At 58.2% G+C, this 14,464-nt stretch carries 11 protein-coding genes; 7 read left to right on the top strand and 4 right to left on the bottom strand.

The features are described 5' to 3' along the window. The first annotated feature begins 357 nt into the window (after nt 1–357). Nucleotides 358–1,323 (top strand): lytic transglycosylase domain-containing protein, encoded by a 966-nt coding sequence (locus tag JQ609_RS11330; protein WP_212273556.1) that lies wholly within the window; start codon nt 358–360, stop codon nt 1,321–1,323. An 84-nt stretch (nt 1,324–1,407) separates the two neighbouring features. Here JQ609_RS11330 and JQ609_RS11325 read toward each other — a convergent pair whose 3' ends face one another. Further along, nucleotides 1,408–1,938, bottom strand: a complete 531-nt coding sequence (locus JQ609_RS11325; protein ID WP_212273474.1) for a PRC-barrel domain-containing protein — start codon at nt 1,936–1,938, stop codon at nt 1,408–1,410. A gap of 799 nt (nt 1,939–2,737) precedes the next feature. On the opposite strand from JQ609_RS11325, the gene JQ609_RS11320 reads away from it, so the two are divergent. From JQ609_RS11320 to JQ609_RS11305, 4 genes are all read left to right on the top strand, one after another. Beyond that, nucleotides 2,738–2,965 carry a hypothetical protein gene (locus JQ609_RS11320; protein WP_212273473.1) on the top strand — a complete coding sequence of 76 codons (228 nt, stop codon included), beginning with the start codon at nt 2,738–2,740 and terminating at the stop codon, nt 2,963–2,965. 621 nt (nt 2,966–3,586) lie between these two features. Beyond that, nucleotides 3,587–4,660, top strand: coding sequence for a glycosyltransferase family 4 protein (locus tag JQ609_RS11315; RefSeq protein WP_212273472.1), 1,074 nt, complete (start codon nt 3,587–3,589; stop codon nt 4,658–4,660). Between the two features lie 11 nt (nt 4,661–4,671). Further along, nucleotides 4,672–5,646, top strand: coding sequence for a L,D-transpeptidase (locus tag JQ609_RS11310; protein ID WP_249127888.1), 975 nt, complete (start codon nt 4,672–4,674; stop codon nt 5,644–5,646). A gap of 509 nt (nt 5,647–6,155) precedes the next feature. Next, a complete protein-coding gene (locus tag JQ609_RS11305; protein WP_249127866.1) occupies nt 6,156–7,451 on the top strand; it encodes a cation:proton antiporter in 1,296 nt (431 codons plus the stop codon). A 235-nt stretch (nt 7,452–7,686) separates the two neighbouring features. On the opposite strand, the gene JQ609_RS11300 is transcribed toward JQ609_RS11305, so the two are convergent. From JQ609_RS11300 to JQ609_RS11290, 3 genes are all read right to left on the bottom strand, one after another. Then, nucleotides 7,687–8,712: a hypothetical protein gene (locus JQ609_RS11300; RefSeq protein ID WP_212273470.1), complete on the bottom strand. Its 1,026-nt coding sequence runs from the start codon at nt 8,710–8,712 to the stop codon at nt 7,687–7,689. A 4-nt stretch (nt 8,713–8,716) separates the two neighbouring features. Continuing rightward, the gene (locus JQ609_RS11295) at nt 8,717–9,937 is read right to left on the bottom strand and encodes a vanadium-dependent haloperoxidase (RefSeq protein ID WP_212273469.1); all 1,221 of its coding nucleotides are present in this window, start codon (nt 9,935–9,937) and stop codon (nt 8,717–8,719) included. 536 nt (nt 9,938–10,473) lie between these two features. Then, entirely contained in the window at nt 10,474–11,457 is a 984-nt protein-coding gene (locus JQ609_RS11290) for an ABC transporter substrate-binding protein (RefSeq protein ID WP_212273468.1), read from the bottom strand. Nucleotides 11,458–11,901: 444 nt separating this feature from the next. Between JQ609_RS11290 and JQ609_RS11285 the strand changes: the two genes are divergently transcribed. Both JQ609_RS11285 and JQ609_RS35750 read left to right on the top strand, forming a co-directional pair. Beyond that, the gene (locus JQ609_RS11285) at nt 11,902–12,420 is read left to right on the top strand and encodes a DUF3592 domain-containing protein (RefSeq protein WP_212273467.1); all 519 of its coding nucleotides are present in this window, start codon (nt 11,902–11,904) and stop codon (nt 12,418–12,420) included. After that, on the top strand, nt 12,417–14,102 hold the full coding sequence (locus JQ609_RS35750) for a caspase family protein (protein ID WP_212273466.1): 1,686 nt from the start codon (nt 12,417–12,419) through the stop codon (nt 14,100–14,102). The genes JQ609_RS11285 and JQ609_RS35750 overlap by 4 nt, the downstream gene beginning before the upstream one ends. Nucleotides 14,103–14,464: the final 362 nt, after the last annotated feature.

Here is a 14,464-nt window from a genome sequence, read left to right as displayed (position 1 = left end):
AGCGGTGTCCGTTTATCTGTGGTGGGATCGCCATTTTCATGCAACCCTCTCAATCCAATTGACCTAGTTCTTGCTGCGGCGGCTGCGGCGCTTGCATGATCCGGATTGCCGTTAGCACCCAAGCCAGCTCGGCAATCCGTGTTAGTAATCGCGATCAGTTCGCTTTCGTTGGGGCCGCGATGACAGTCGGCAAAGGCATCCGCATGTACACTCGCCAAACGTCGGGAAGACCGATGTCGCTAAGCGTGTAGTTCCGTCGCCGGAACACGAAAATCTTCTATTCGCCCCATTCACACGAAGAAATCGTCTCTATCCGCGGGCATCTCACCGGTCTCACCAAACCGGGAAAATTTGGAAATGCGATTTTTAGTCGCTGTCGTCATTGTGTTCGTGACAATGACTGTCAGCTTTGAATCTAGTTCTGAACTCAATCATGATTATCAGCAGAATTTACAATCTCCACCTACGGACATCGAACCAACCAGGAGTGAAAGCCAAGGTTCACGACACCTGGAAGCAGTTGCGAAAGAGGCGCATACCAGTGGTTACTTTGACGGCATTACTAATTTAGAAGAGCGAGTTCTTGAGCAAGACGGCTCTAAAAAGGATTTTTGCCAAGCTCTCAGGGAAGCTGCAGAGACAAGCAGTATTCCCGTCGCGTTTTTTGCTCGCCTGCTCTGGCAAGAGAGCAAATTTCAGTCAAACGTTGTAAGCCGTGTGGGCGCGCAGGGCGTTGCGCAATTCATGCCTGCTACAGCCGTAGAAGTTGGGTTAGACGATCCTTTCGATCCTTTTAAAGCGCTTCCCGCTTCGGCGAAACTCCTGCGAAAGCTGCACAATCAGTTCGGCAATCTGGGTCTTGCCGCTGCCGCATACAATGCGGGTAGCGGTCGCATTCAAAAGTGGTTGGCGCGGCGCGGTTCACTCCCGCAGGAAACGCGGGCTTATGTGCGAATTATAACAGGAAATGTTGCTGAGAAATGGCTAGACGAATCTAAGGAGCTGAGTCTGTCAATTCAGTTGCCCCGTGGTGCCCCATGCGAAGGGGTGGGCGGCTTAACGTCCGAAAAATGGGTTGACGTTATGCCGGTAAGGTTGGCGCCCCTCACGAGTGACGCAATAAGAAAAGCCGCAGCAGAAGAAGCGGCGCAGCAACAAGCAGCGTTAAAGTCGGCTCTTGTTAAGCGCGCAAAGGCGAGGATGGTCCTTTCGTCGAAAGGATCAAAGACGACCGCTTTCAAAACGTTGGCAAGTAATAAGCCCTTGGCATCAAAACCAGAGCGGCCTCGCAACGTAAGGGTCGCACTAGCCAGCCGACAGTGAGCGGCAAAGTTGGGTAAGGCACCAATGTTCAAGATACTGCCATGGAGGCGAAACGATTGATCGCCTCCACGACAGTTTGCGAACTTAATTGTAGTCAGAATACTTGAACTGCGGCAGCGCCTTGAGCTGCTCTTTGGTACCACTCATCACGGCATGATCCGGTATCCAGTCGTTTGAGGCGGTCGTGCGCGTTGTGGTAGTCGAGTTAGCGGGTGCCGTCGTAGTGGCTCCCGTAGTTGTTTCTCTGGTGGTTGTCGTGGTCGAGGTGCGTACAGGTTCTTCAACGAACTTCAGCTTGTCCATCGACACGGCGATGTCGTGTTCGCCCATGCCCAGAAAGCCGCCAACCCCGATGACGACGGCAGTTACCTTGCCGCTCTGGTCCAAGATGATCTCGTTTACATCACCGAGCTTTTCGTTGTTCTCGTTGTAAACGTCGAGGCCCATCAGTTTCGATGCCCGCCAACTGTCTTTCAGTAACAGCTTAGTCCCGGAAGCGTCGGTCGTCGTCGTAGCCGCGGGAGCGTTGCGATCGGTAGGCTGCGGACTTTGGGCAAGTGCCGGACCACACACGAGTGCAGTGGTCAGCGCGGAGATGGCCAGGAGTGTCTTCATAGGATCATCCTTCAGTGGTTTAAGGTAAATCCAGAACGGCACGCGATGGCGGAAGTTCCATACGCCGCGAGGAACGAGCGTCGCAGCAATCCACTGCTTTGGCGGGCCAGGTCAGTGGCCCGGGCGCGGCCTTCGCCTCGATAATCCTCCAGGGATAGCAGGCGGAGCCGCGCTCCCGCTCCGATTCCTCCGTTCGCAAACACCCAATCAAAGCGAGCCTGCATTCACCAATTTCCTGCGCAGGAATACAAAAGCTCGCGATCGTTGGTTGCCCGACTGGAGTGATCATCAGGGAAAAAGCACAAGCACTTTCTTTGCGGGAACCGGAACCGCCTTCGTCCTTCTCGCCGTCGGCTTCGGGAGCGCCTGATGATAGAGCTGGGCGGGTACCAAACTCGCGCTGAAATTCCAAATCCTGTCCGCGTCATTCTCCCTACGTCCGCAGAAGCGGCTCAGCCACCCAACTGCAGTCGTCGACTTCGGAGGTGGCACAACCGCAAGCCCTTAAGCAAGTATGGGCAATCCCCGAAAAGCCAGACAGCCGGAAGCCCGAAGCTGAAGAGCGCGACAGGAAGCACCGCTACGCGGAGCGAAAAGCAAAGCGCCAAGCCGAAGCTCGCGCTCGGCAGCAACGGAACAACGGCACCGCCGCGGGCGAGAGGACGCCCCTATCATGGCGTTCGGCCTGGATACCACGGAACGCGCTGGCAGCGGCTTTTACGGTCATTAAGATCGCGGGAACAAGTGGCAAATGGGGGCGTTAAAATTATCCAGAGGAAGACTACTGGAGGAATTCCCAATGAAGAAGCTTTTGCTTTCAGGCGCTGTCGTCGCGTTTACGGTTACGTCGGCCTTTGCGCAGACAGCGACCGAGTATTATGTGGTGAGGGATGCGAGCACCAAGAAGTGCACCATTGTCGACAAGAAGCCCACGACCACCACAACGACTGTCGTTGACAACGGCGTGTTCAAGACCAGAACCGAAGCCGAAACCAGCATGAAGACCATGAAGGTTTGTACGGACTAATAATCGTCGAAAGTGCGCAGAGCCTCGATGGAGCGAAGCTCCCCGCTTTGCCCCCATCGATTCATCTGCGTGGACCCTGTCGAGGCTCTCCCTCGGCAGGGTTTTATCTTGCACGGAGTCCGTCGCAGCCTGAGATCGCCCAGATTCAATCCTCAGCGTAGGGTACGGCTAAAGCCAATTTCGCGTCCCCGAAGAGCCGAACGCTCGCTTTCGGGAAAAATATGCAACTTTCCAACACAATTCGAGTTGTTTTCCAACGTCCATTTGATGGAGCTCGAGATGGGAGATGAAGTCCGGAAGGCTGCACATGCAGCTTGGACCGTCTACTTGGCTAGACACCGTGACGTTGACGCCCGAGACGGCAGGCGATGCTTGCTTGAGCGCCATTTGCAAGGAAGGTCGGAGGCGAGGCAAAGCAACGCCGAAGAGCTGACGTGCTCTGGCCTCACTTACCTCGAACGCTTTCCAAAGGATGAGTGGTGAACCGATTTCAAAAACTGCTCAGAGGGATAACACAGGAAACCGCAAGACCAACTTGGACGCTGCTGGCCATTTCACAGCTTGCTTCTGCGGCGATCTTGATAGGGCTACGATCAGTTTTCGGTACTTAGGTTGATTTGGATGCGCATTGCGCAATTGGCACCTTTGGCAGAGAGCGTCCCTCCGAAGCTATACGGTGGTACGGAGAGGGTCGTTGCTTGGCTGGTCGATGAGCTGGTTGATCAAGGTCACGACGTGACCCTCTTCGCAAGCGGCGATTCCAGGACCCGCGGAGAGCTTCACCCGGTTTGGCCACGAGCGCTGCGCCTCGGCGGCAAAGGTGTCGATCCCAATTCAGCTTGCGCTGTACTACTGGAAGCGGTTGCGCAACGAGCAGCCGACTTCGACGTGATCCATTCGCACATCGACTGGCTTGCCCTTCCGTTGCTTGGCCGGCTGGGAGTGCCATTTCTCACGACCATGCACGGCCGGCTGGACCTTCCTGGACTGCCCGATGTCATTCGCGAGTTCCCCGACGCCGGCTTAATCTCGATCTCGGATCATCAACGACTGCCGCTTCCGGGAGCGAACTGGCTTGGTACGATCCAGCACGGGCTTCCGGTTAACCTGTTTCAACCGTCATTCGAACAGGGATCCTATCTGGCATTTCTCGGGCGCTTGACGTCAGAGAAGGGGCCGGAAGACGCGATCCGCATCGCACGCGCCGCCGGAAAGCCGTTGCGCATCGCCGCCAAGATACCGCGCGCTGAGACGGTGTACTTCAGAAAGCGCCTCGAACCTCACATCGATGGCAAAAGCGTGCAACTCGTCGGAGAAGTTGACGAAGCCAGGAAGCAGCCATTTCTAGCCGATGCGACCGCCTTGTTGTTTCCCATCGATTGGCCGGAGCCTTTCGGCCTGGTCATGATTGAGGCGATGGCGTGCGGAACGCCCGTGATCGCCTATCGCTCCGGCTCCGTGCCGGAAGTTGTCGAAAACGGGGTGACGGGCTTTATCGTCGAGAGTGAGGAAGAGGCTGTCGCAGCGGTGAGCAAAATTGGGCTATTGGACAGAAAGGTGATCCGCCAGCGCTTTGAGGATCGGTTCTCCTCCCGCCGCATGGCGGGCGAATACGAGAGTCAGTTCCAGAAGCTGATCTCGGGAGGATCGCGCAAACGCCCGAGCGTTCTAGGATTACGCCTGTGCCCATCATGATAGCCAAGCTCATGTCAATCGGCCTCGTTATCGCGAGCTTGACTAGTTCCGCGCTAGGTGCCGAGTTGACCGCAGCGGCAATCAATGCGGCCGAGCCATCAAAGAAAACCCTTTCCACCGCGAAGCCCACCCCGGCGGGCGTAAGGTTGCAAGTCCTGCTCGACCGGGCCCATTTCTCGCCTGGCGAGATCGACCGCAAGTTTGGAGAGAACGCCAGGAAGGCGTTGCGGGCCTACGCGGAAGCTAGGCAGCTGCCAAACGCCGAAAGCCCGATGGATGACGCCTGGAAGTCACTGCGGGCGGACGATCGGCCCGTGACCGCCAACTACACTATCACCGAGAAGGACGTCGCTGGCCCGTTCTTGCCCAAGCTCCCGGCCAGGCTGGAAGATATGAAGGACATTCTACTACTCAACTATACCAGTCCGCGCGAGGGGCTCGCGGAGAAGTTTCACATGAGCGAGCAGCTGCTCGTGGTGCTCAATCCCGGTCAGCGCTTCGACCGCGCCGGCGATACCATCGTTGTCGTGGACACCGGGGGCGGAGGTTCCGAAACGACCGTCAAAGCTGACCGGGTCGAGGTCGACAAGAAGCGACAGACGCTTATGCTTTTCGACAAATCGAAAACGATGATCGGCTTCTATCCCGCTACCGTTGGAAGTGAGGAGAAGCCGTCTCCCGATGGAACGGTGAAAGTTACCGAGATCAGTCGCAACCCGACATACCGCTACAATCCAGAGTACCGCTTCAAGGGGGTGCGCTCGGACAAACCCTTCACCATTAAGCGCGGGCCCAACAATCCCGTTGGCACGGTTTGGATCAGTCTGTCCGCCGAAAGCTACGGCATTCATGGCACGCCTTGGCCCGAAAAGATATCCAAGGCCGAGTCGCACGGCTGCGTACGTCTAACTAACTGGGATGCCGAGCGTGTCGCGGCCAGCGTCACGAAAGGGACCACCGTCGCATTCTCAGACGGACCGCGTTGATCGGAGGCAAAGCACACTACGGCCTGGTGAGAAGCGGCAAGCGATTGAATCAGTCAAAGGGCTTCTTCCGATGGCTAATCTACGTCCGGTCTTTGCTATCGAAATCGGCGGAACGCCCGTCGTGGCATTCGAAGCGAGCGGACAGAGACAAGCGAGGGAGCTGTGTAGAGAAGCATGGTTCCTTGATGAACTCGTTCTCCTCAAATCGAACGGAAGACCCGTGTACACGAGCGGATCAAGTTTAAAAGTGAGGTCGGCAAACGCGATTGAAGTGCAGACCTACCGGGAAGCGGCTAAGACGGCAAAACCATCCGACGATCTATTCTTAGCCTACCTCGTAAGCTTGGATGGTCGACCGTGACCAAAGCTGGATTCACGTGAAGCAATTCGCAAATCAAAGGAGCCTAGGCGTTATCGCAAGATCGCACTCGGTATCCTCTGAGGCCAGTGCCGTTAGGTTACCAGCCGCGAGGGAATAGTTGTTCCCGTTAAATATGGGCGGAGCAGAGTTGAGTGATTCCTACATCCTGTTGCTGATCGGCTTCGGAGCTTTAGTGCTTCTGACTGCCTGGCTGCCGATGGTTCTGAGTGAAGCGCCTCTCTCGCTGCCAATAGCTTGCGTTGGAATCGGTGCCGCTGTTTTTGCCTCTCCGTTAACTGGCTACGTTCCGCGACCTGATGTCACACTGCCGGCCGTCGAACGGCTTACGGAACTGGTGATCTTGATCTCTTTGATGGGAGCAGCTCTCAAGATCGATCGCAGGATCGGATGGCGGTCATGGATGATGACATGGCGCCTTCTGGCAATAGCCATGCCAGTTACGATTCTTGCACTCTCGTGGCTCGGATACACAATGTTGGGTTTAGGCGCCGCTACGGCTTTGCTCCTCGGCGCTGCTCTTGCTCCCACCGATCCAGTTCTAGCGAGTGATGTGCAAGTCGGACCTCCGAAATCCGGGGAGGAGGATGACGCTCGATTTGCGCTTACATCCGAAGCCGGCTTGAATGATGGACTGGCATTCCCCTTCGTAATGTGCGCCATCGCTTTGGCGCACGCCGGACGCACCCGCGAACCCTGGCTGCTCCAGTGGATCGGCATCGAAGTGGTTTGGCGTCTTGGCATCGGGGTTGGGGTCGGAGTGTTGCTGGGGTATGCTCTGGGGTGGCTTGTTTTTCGAATGCCGAACCGAGCCAAACTCTCACGGACTGGAGACGGATTTGTTGCGCTTGGAATAACGGTTGCCGTTTACGGCATTGCCGAAGCGCTGCACGGCTACGGCTTCGTTTCAGTATTCGTTGCGGGTTTGGCTCTAAGGGCCGCAGAGCGCAATCATAAATATCACCAAACGCTTCATGATTTTTCCGAGCAACTTGAGCGTCTTTTGATGATGCTCTTGCTGGTTGGGTTCGGGGGAGCCATCTCGAGTGGCGGACTTCTCAACGCCCTTACGTGGAGTTCGGTCGGCTACGCCATGCTCGCAATCTTTCTCGTGCGTCCATTAGCTGGTTGGTTGTGTTTGGCAGGAACTGCTTGTCCGCCGACCGAACGTGCTGTCATCAGCTTCTTCGGCATCCGAGGATTAGGAACTATCTACTATCTGGCATACGCTCTCCAAAAGGAGAATTTTGACAAGGTCGATGTGGTCTGGAGTACAGCGGCCTTCATAATACTTATCTCGATTGTATTGCATGGCGTAACCGTGACGCCGGTGATGCGCCTGATCGATCGACGCCAACGGCGCGGTATTGCCGCTATGGAATCGAAGAAGCTTGCCAAACGACAGCGCGACCGAAGCAGTGATTAGATTACAGCTTCTGATGTTGTTGGCCTATTGCCGATCCAAACGTTCGCTCCACTCCCCTTACGCTCCCCCAGCCAGCGCTTTGATGAAGAGCAGGTTACTAAAGAGCCGAAAACTGTCACACAGCCTAACCCTCTGAAGGTTAAGGCCGCGCGACGGAAGCTTGATCTGCCATGAGTAGACGTCAGCGCCGTAATCCCGTGCGGACGAGCTCAGCGACCGATCTGTCGCGTGCCTTTCAATCCCGGTGCCCCGATTCCCAATCCTTTGCAGCCATCACCGACTCTTCGAAAGCTGCGCCGCTTTCGAGCAGCGCACGTTTGAGCGCAGGTTCGAGCGGCTGTTCGGCGCCGGTATCGTCCAGCGGCATCCTGTCCTCACGCACCGCGGTCATTAACCGCGCAATCTCGCCTGCCGCGTGGGCCGGTGTGTGCATAAGCACTAAGCGGCGCATCGGCATGGGGTTGTTCGGCACGTGACAATTGTCGCATTGCGCGTCGCGCATCCGCAGCGCCAGCGTCCTGTAGGTGGAGTCGAGCATTGGCAGATGGGGATTGTTCTGTCGGAACAAGCCATCGAAGAGCGTTACACGCGGCTGAATGCTTCCTTCCTTGTCCATCCACATCCATTTGCCGTCAAACTTGGGCCAAACCGGTTCGCTGGAGACAACCGGGCTATCGCTGCCCCGCTCGCTAAATTGCCCGATGACGATCTTCGCGGTCTTGGGATTGACCCAGAGCAGAACCGAATTGGCGGACTGATAAACACCCCACTTCGCCTCTTGATGCCAGAACGGATACGGAAACTGCCCAGGCTGCAACTGGTTGCGGAACCCTGCACGCAGACGGATCAGGTACAATCGCTCGCACTCGACGTACTCGGTGCCGTACTCGCCGCTGAACATGAACAGCGGGAGGTAGAGGCCGGCAATCACATCGGGCGCAAATTGCGTGAGATTGGTGTTATTGAGCGATGCCCCGGCGTCCTGATTCCGACGGCCCCACAGGAGCCTCGTCGCGAGGCTCCGCCGCAGCGCGGAGTCGCCGAACAGGCGGCGCCGGCATTGGTCGAAGGCTGCCTGATCCGAGGGGGCGGCAGGCGGACAAATTTCCTGCAACTCGAGTGCGACCTCCGAGGCCATCGCTTTGATCTGATCCGCAAGATCGGGTAGATCGTCGTCGATCTCCGCCGCATCAGCGGCAAGGAACACGGAGAGCAACAACGCGCCGCCAGTAAGCAGGTGCCTTGAGATGGCTCCGAGCATGGGCCTACCTCGTCGACCTCATGTAGTTTGCTACGAGATGATCAGCGACCTTGCGACCCATCGCATCTCCGACGTCCAGCGAATTGCGGAAATGAATGCCGCCCCAGATGCGCACCTCTTTGTGCTCCTGGGCCAGTTGCGCAAAGCTGGTGAATTTGCGCGAAAGGCGGGCGTCGGAAATGTCGGTCGCGACGAATTCCTCCGTCCCGTTGCCGAAAACAGCTTCCAGAACGGTTCGCGCCGCACCCGCGTTGATGCCCGCCTGCGACGGGTATTCCGGATGCATCGGCGTGGTGTTCAGAGGCAGCCAGCCGGCCTCGCGTTCAGTCGCATCGTTGCTGTCCTGGTCGCCGTTGCGGATCGCGGTGATCGGCCGCCAAAAGTTGTATTGGAATTTGGCGTCCCAATCGAGGATGAAGCAGTTGGCGAGAGCCATCGACATCAGTGCGAATACTCGCGCACTTTCTGGCAGGGAGAGGTTATGACGGGCGGAAGCCTGCCTGGCAGCCTGGAACCATGCGGGCCCAAGGTTCGCCTGTGTCCAGAAGCGCACGACGTCGGACTGCGTGTCGCTGCGCTTCGTGCTTTTCACTCCGCCCATTTCCTTGGTTTCGTTGTAATCGCGCGCATAAAGCGCACTGTTGAGTGCCGGAGGCGGACCCGGGCGGAACTGACTCGCGCTTTCCATGCCCCAAGGCTTGGCCGTGGCATACTGAGGAAAGAGCGGCGGCGTGGTCGGCACCCACACGCCAGGCGTCGTGAGCGGACGATATGTGTCGGGCGTGTTTGTCGCGTCGCTCTGCCGTTCCGTGAAAACAGCGTCCGCAACTTTCACACCTAAATCAATACCCGCAGCCCGGGCGGGATTGTCCGGAATAGTTTTCATCGTTTCTGCGAAGGCCGCTTCAATTCGCTCCTTCTGGCCGGGGTACTGGCGCATGAGAATTTCGCGGGCAGCGGCGGCGGCCGCGGCCTCCGCCGAGGCGTTCGGGTCAGTTGGAAGCTCTGGTACGTAACGGGAATATCGGTTCTGCACCGAGTTGACCGCGTCAGACATGGATACATTCACCAGCGCCATGCTGCGCGTCCACGGATTACCGCCAACGTTGACCGCCTTCATCACGTCAACTGCCGTGTTGTTCCAGTCGCCGATCACGTCCGCGCGGGCTATCGTATTGGCTGAAATTAGGACCATGCCGACGAATGCAGATTTCAGTACGTTCATCATTGCCTCCCTCAAAAGTTGGAATTTCGAACGCCCTAATGTGGTGTGAACGTACCTCCCTAATCATCGTGTACCGGTAGACTACAATCCCGTTCGCCCAAACCGAAGGCGACCGCACGGTTGCGACAGCCACGAACCTGGTAATCGTCCGATGGCTTCACCATGAGAACCTACTCCGGTTCTTCAAAAGTCCCTTAGGGTGGGTCAGGCGGACCCGCGCGAAGGTTCAACAGTAATGAAAACAAGGATGGATCGCGCAAATGCACAGATTGGACAACGAAGGTGTCCCAATTCAAATTACTGCGTCCCTAGAAGTTGGCGTGGCAGTGACTGTCTGCTTTAATCGGACATTATCAGACAAAACGGTAATGGATGATCGCGCAACGTCACACGCGCGGCTCAACAGCCGTGAGCAAACTGTCTTGGAGCGATTGCGTCGGCGGTGGGCCCCTGCCTTGAGACCCATTCGTCTATTCGGCAAGGCGACACTTGTCCTTCAAGGAGTGGGTCTGCCACTGCTAAAGGCATCTGGGTCATTACTCGACCACCTTGTCGGCACGAAGTAAAAACGCCTCCGAAATGTTAAGGCCGAGCGCTTTGGCCGTCCTCAAATTCACGAACAACTCAAACCGTGTCGGTTGCTGCACGGGAAGTTCTCCGGGATTTGCTCCTTTAAGCACAGGCTCGAGGTAACGCGACGCCTGACGGACCATTTCCCCAACATTGGGTCCATACGAGATCAAGCCACCGGCCTGAACCCATGCACCCCATCCAGCTACCATCGGAAGACGATGCCGGTTAGCAAACTCGACGATCCGTGGCGCGTTGGCATCCGTGTGCCGCGAAGAAACGACATAGAGACTGTCGATGTCGGCTTTCCTCGCCGTTTCAAGTGTCCGGTCAAGCTCGGATGGATCGCGGATGTCGACCGGCATGAGATCGAGATCAAGCGACTTTGCTGCGCGCTCTGCCACCGGCAGCTCGTTGTCGCGGTGGCCTGGATCGCGGACGAGTGCAACGCGCGCAATCCGGGGAGCCGCCTCCTTGAGGATTTCGAGCCGTTTGGCTGCGAGATGGTCCGACAAAAATGTGACGCCGGTCGCATTCCCCCCAGGCCCTGCTAAACTCCTGGCAATGCCGAGTTGAACCGGATCGGCACTCATGGCGTAGATGATGGGGATAGACTGCGTCGCCTTCGTAACATGTGGCACAACATCGCCACCCAAGGCAATTATGACAGCGGGCTTGCTCTGGACCAGCTCCGCGGCGAGTGCGGGAAGTCGCTCCGCCCGCCCCTGAGCATACCGGTACTCGATGGTGATGTTTTGGCCGTCGACATAGCCGTCCTGCCGGAGGCCCTCCAGAAGTGCTTGTGTATTCGGATTGCGCTCTAGCGAGCCATAGATCAGCACGCCAATGCGGGGGCGACTCGCCGCCGGCTGTTGCGCATTTGTGCGCAGCGAAAATGACGACAAAGCACCAGTGGCCGCTACTCCTGCGATGAAAACTCGTCGCAGCATATCGAGTCTCCATCCCATGGACGGTGACAGCGTACACCAATGGGTGCCAGAATCTAACATATTGCAAGGCAATACCCCGCTGGCGCCTTCATGGCAGCAGGACCGATGCGGTTCAAAACGCCCGGTTTCGGGCCCGCTTGTAGATGCAGCGAGAACACCCAAGCCGCTTGCGGCGGCCCGACGTGAATTTGCCGAGGAGACTGGGCCTGTTGAGGTGCCGATTTTCGAAGCAACACCTTCGAAATGGAATGGCCACCGCCATCCGGCCGTGGCGCGCGGTTCCAGGGGTCAGCCACGATCGCGTTGATCGCTAACCACGCGACTCGCGGATACCTGGAAGAGGCAAAACCACTCCGAGCTACTGGGCTGCGCATTGAACCTTTCGGCGTCCCTTCAGACAGATGCAGTTAAACGTTCGCCCCGTACCTGCCGCAGGACCAGTCCATGGAAGACCCGACGACTTTTCTGAACCGGCTTGGCAAGTTCGTGCTGATACCGATTGGCCTGCTGCTGTTTGTCGCAGCCGCTTGGTCCGTCTGGAGTACGAAGAGCTGGCTTGCGCGCACCCTCGAAGTGGAGGGCGTGGTCGTCGAGATGGTGCGCATGCGCGACAGCGACGATAAGGGCTACGTATTCTCACCGATTGTGCGTTTTGAGACGGCGGACGGCGGAACTCACCAGTTTCAGTCCGGCCTTCGGACCTATCCGCCAGCCTACCGGACCGGCGAGGTCGTCTCGGTGGTCTATGACCCGGCGGTACCTGACGCGGCCATGATCAGAAGCCTGCTGTCACTCTGGTTGATGCCAATCATTCTGAGCTTCATCGGAACGATTTTCGGCGCCATCGGGATATTTATGATCGTGATGTGTAGCTGGGCATCGCGGGTTTTCGACCAGCAGACGGCTGCCGTCCCCCGGCCCGCATCGGAAGCGAGTGCAGCTTTCGGCAGGACCACTCCGTGATCGCACTCCGGCAGATTGCGCATCGGCGCGTGTTGCTGCCGGCCCGCGGCATGACGTTCCTGCTGGCGTTCCTGCTTTCGCTGCCCACCCTTAACGCGATCGCGGCTCCTAGCGAGAGGTCGACGCTGTGGGAGGCATGCCGCAACAAAGACGGCGAGGCCGCGCTCGGCGCCTGCTTGGCGATCATCAACACGCGGGGTATACCGATGGGTGAACGCGCCGCCGCCCACTACACGCGTTGCTACCACTACATCCTAAGGCACGACTATCGGAATGCACTGGCGAGCTGCGACAGGTCACTTGAAGACAATCCATCCCTCGTCGACGCTTGGCTGAACCGGAGCACGATACGCAGCGGGTTTGGCCAATTCGATCTCGCCATTAAGGACGCGACCCGCGCGCTCGCTCTGGCGAACACCAATTCGGATCGCGCCGGGGCGCTGCGTAACCGCGCTGCGGCCTTTGTCCGGCGTGGCAAAATTGCCGAGAGTCAGGCCGATCTCGATCAGGCGGCGAGGCTGCAATCGGGTGATGTCTACAACTTTATCAACCGGGCAGACTTCCTGCTGCAGGTCGGCCGCCCCGATGAGGCCCTTCATCAAATTGCGCGGGCACGCGCCACCCGGGTCACCACGACCTTTTCACAGCAGAAGATGCACGCTGACATTGGCCTGCTGAACGGTAAAGCCCTGGTCGAGCTGAAGCGCTATGCGGAAGCTCTACCTGTGTTGGCTGCGCTGCTGAGGATCGACGCGAACAACGCCGAAGCGCATGCCCTCAAGAGCGTGGCACTGGCCCGCACCAACAATGTGGGTGCCGCGCGGGATGCGCTGGCCACCGCGCGACGGCTGCCGCTGTCCAGTCCGGACGCCGCCGGTGTGTTCCGCGAGGCGGAGCAACTGGTGCGCGAACTAGACAGCGCGATGGCGCCGCGTCTTGAGAATTCCGCGGAGCCGGCGCGAGAGCGGAGCAACCGGGTCGCGCTCATCATCGGCAATACCACCTATCAGAACGTTGCACCGCTCACGAATGCCGGCCGTGACGCGGAAGCGCTCGCGGCAGAATTCGATGCGCTTGGCTTCCGCAAGGTGACGCTCCTGCGCGACCTCTCGCGCGCACAGATGTTCGCGGCGCTGAGAGCATTCGCAGCGGACGCCGAAACAGCCGACTGGGCTGTGATCTATTTTGCCGGCCATGGGCTCGAGATGGGAGGCGTCAATTGGCTCGCCCCTGTAGATGCGCAATTCAAGACCGATCGCGATGTTCGCCTTGAAGCGGTGTCGATCGATGAGTTAAGCGCCGCGATCGAGGGCGTGCGGGGCTTGCGGCTGATCGTGCTGGACGCCTGTCGCAATAATCCATTCGCACCGCAGATGCGGTTCACCAACAGCACGCGTTCGCTGGGGGCAGGCCTGGCGCGCGTCGAGCCCGAAGGTGGTACCATGATCGCTTATGCTGCGAAAGCCGGCCAGGTGGCGCATGATGGGGACGACGGTAACAGTCCGTTCATGAAGGCGCTGCTCAAGCGATTGAAGCAGCCGGGTTTAGAGATATCGATGCTATTCCGCTTCGTTCGCGACGACGTGATGGCTGCGACCGGGCGCCAGCAGGAACCGTTCGTGTATGGCTCGCTGCCGAGCGAGCCCTTCTACTTCCGCAGTGCGGCAACGGCCAACCGGTAAGGCCGGGGATTGAAGGGTGCCGGGCGGATGAAACGGAAGAAAGCGTTAGACGCTGCCGGACCGCACACGAAAGCGTAAGCGCCGTTGAGGGGCTGTCGAGGGGGAGCTTTGACCTTGGCTGTGTGAAAACGCTGGGCTTGATATGATCCGCGCAGGCTCGGATGAGGCGCTTCACAAAAAGCCCGCAGAAATGCGGGCTTTTTTCCCCTACGCCGGCTGGGCCCACGCTTTCCTGGCATCCGCATTGGCGACCCGCGCCGGAGTTCGGCGCGCTCGATAGCAGGCGATAATTGCGGCACGATGTCCGGCAACGGGCGAGCGTCTGTGCTTCTCCGGGCAACCCGGCTTTCATGGGCCTGCTG

The organism is Bradyrhizobium sp. AUGA SZCCT0169, from assembly GCF_018130085.1.
Classification (GTDB): domain Bacteria; phylum Pseudomonadota; class Alphaproteobacteria; order Rhizobiales; family Xanthobacteraceae; genus Bradyrhizobium.
The sequence above is the reverse complement of the archived record's forward strand: the minus strand, read 5'-3'. Positions and strand labels throughout refer to the sequence as shown.